General features: G+C 45.4%; 1 protein-coding gene. It reads left to right on the top strand.

Translation table 11 applies throughout. From position 1 onward, the window contains the following. On the top strand, positions 1-2,620 hold a 2,620-nt coding region (locus KDK19_RS09195), incomplete at both ends, for a hypothetical protein (protein ID WP_257291795.1).

Genomic DNA, 2,620 nt, shown 5'->3' with positions numbered 1-2,620 from the left:
TGAATTTACACTGGAACACATCAGAGCTGCTTCGTCTGTCATCACGCCAACCTGGCTGCAGATTCAACTGACAAGACACTTCAGCTTCAGACCCGTACTTAGAGGTCTTCTGAATAATCAGAATTTTGTTCAGGGTATTATGAGTCTTATACCCGTTGTCGACGAATCACAGCTCAATGCTTCCTGCAACGACGACCAGTTTGCTTTCAAAGTTCTGAGCGACATGGCCAGGCAGCTGATTGAGAGGGAAAGCATGCTGGCAGAGCAGCTGGCGAGAGAAGGCAAACTCATCCGGGTTAGTAACCAGTTAAAGCTCATATTGGAGAAAGCCACTACCAGTGAAAAGCAAAAGCTCATAGTACTTCAGCTGAAGCAACAAGCTGAGCATGAGCTTGAACAGCTTCGTGGCGTATCGGAAAGACAGCAAAGCCTGTTGCGGAAATTTGGGCAGAAAGTCGAACGAATCCCGGAGCTGGAAAAACAAATTCGTAATGCCAGGGCGGAAGCCACAAAAGCCCGCAACGCTGGACTGGCAGAAGAGCTTGGCATTGAAGATTGGGATGATAGCCAGCCACCAGAAAATCAAGCCAGACTCATCAGTATAAAAATTCATGCCATCAACAAGGCGTTGGCCGCAACAGAACAGCCTGAGGGAGATTCTATAGAGACAACACTGGCGGCTGTTCAGCACCAGAACGCCAGAACAGATGCTGAAAGCAAAGCCAGCTATGCAACCATTGCCGCACATTTAAACCTTCAGAATTTTGATACCAGTGCAAACATTGACGCTCAACTGGATCACCTGCTTTGGAGAATTGAGGCACTAAATACTCAACTACAGAGTAAGCATATACTGAATCTTCAACAAAAAAGCCTGTTTGACAAATTTCAGTCACTGAATACTCAGGGCAATACTCTCGACGAAAATCAACAACATTTGCTTAAGAAAATCCAGGCACTGAATGCTCAATGCTGTACGGAAGAACCTGATGTCAAAACCCAACAAGATGGTCTGGCACTGACCCTGCGTATCAGGCTGGATGAAGACAGCACGATGGAAGAACACCCTGCACTGAAAACAGCCATGTATGAGAGGTTCAGCAGTCTTGAATATTTAGAAGAAGAACTGAAAGACATCAGAACACCAGGCCATCCCAAAGCCATGCCTGTAGTACTGGAGAAACTGTCCAACGTGGAAAAAGCCCTTAAGATGGATAACCTCAATAGTCAGGACGATGTGTATTACCGTCGTAACGCCATTTCTGAGGCCATTCAGGCAAGTCTGGCAAAAGCCAGACAGCAGGAAGAGGAAGTGGCTCTGAAAATACTGAAAACAGTAGAAGAAATACTCAAAATCGAAGTCAATAATGAAGATCACAAAACAGCAAGGCTTGACAGGATTCGAACAAAACTTGACAGCGGTGATGTCTCAGAATCCATGGTGGATAAAATAGAGCATTCACTCCGAAAAGAAGACATTATATTCACGAGCAAAAGAGGGAACACAAAACTCCGGGACCTTCAAAACAGTCTTGAATTTTATGTCGAAAAAGTAAACAGACTAGCCATAATAGAACAGACAAAGATACTCAAAGTTTTAGAGGACAAGCTGCACATCTACGAGTTTGTACGCGATGAGGCTGATGAAAAAGGCAAGGCTTTCGTCGCTAAACTGGCCAATGATCTGGGGGTAATACTTAGAAGAAAAGCCCATCTGCCTGAAAACAAGTATGTTCTTGAAAACAAAATTTTGGCATTAATGGAAGAAGTAGACGAAACCTATGGCAATGAAGATGTCAGAAGAAGCAGAAACAATGAAATCGCCCATCAACTCAACATTAAGAACTATGAAGATGACACCACTATAGACGACCAGAATATTTTAATTAAAGGGAAACTCCGGGAGCTTTATAAAGAAGTTCCCAAAGTAGGTGATGCCACCGTCAATGAGCATATCGCAGCCATTGAAGGTGAGCTTGACAGGCAAATTGCACGCCTGGGACCTAAACCCCGATACGTTCTTGATCGTGAGCTGGCCAGAGCCAGGCGAGTACTGGAAGAAGCTGGACATGAACTGGCAGGTCTTTATCGCAGGTTGAATCATTTTCGTGGCAAACACGTGTTATTTGCGGAGAAACCTGATGACCTTCAACATCAAAGTGAAGCTGTATCAGTGGCAGAAGACACTCTGGCTGATCCTCATAAAGCGATTCTTCACGCCATTGAAGAATCCCTGAGTCGCAAACCAGAGTCTTCTGACACCTATGAACAACGGGTTAATGCCCTTAGAAACAAACAGCTACAACTGGGTGGGTATGATGGTAGCGGCGGCAAAATCCAACAACTGATTCAGGAACGGGTTCGTCTGGGAAGAGAGATTGAAACCAGGGAAGAAGACTTTGAGAGAATGAAGAAAGACCTGAAGGCTGCCGAGAAAGCGGTCAAAAATGACGGCGGTCCCTTCCAGTTCTCGACGAGACAGGTCAATGTTCTGGCCGATATGAACACCTTCACACGGCAGCACTCTCTCAAGCAACAAGCTCTGGATGCAGCACTGGGCCTGATGGAATCAGCATTCAGCAGCGGTAAGACAATACCCTGCCTGACAACTTTCGATTTT

The sequence above is a fragment of the Endozoicomonas sp. ONNA1 genome (assembly GCF_024606325.1).
In the GTDB taxonomy this organism is placed as follows: Bacteria; Pseudomonadota; Gammaproteobacteria; order Pseudomonadales; family Endozoicomonadaceae; genus Endozoicomonas_A.
Note: the sequence above shows the minus strand (reverse complement) of the source record. Positions and strands in the feature narration are given on the sequence as shown.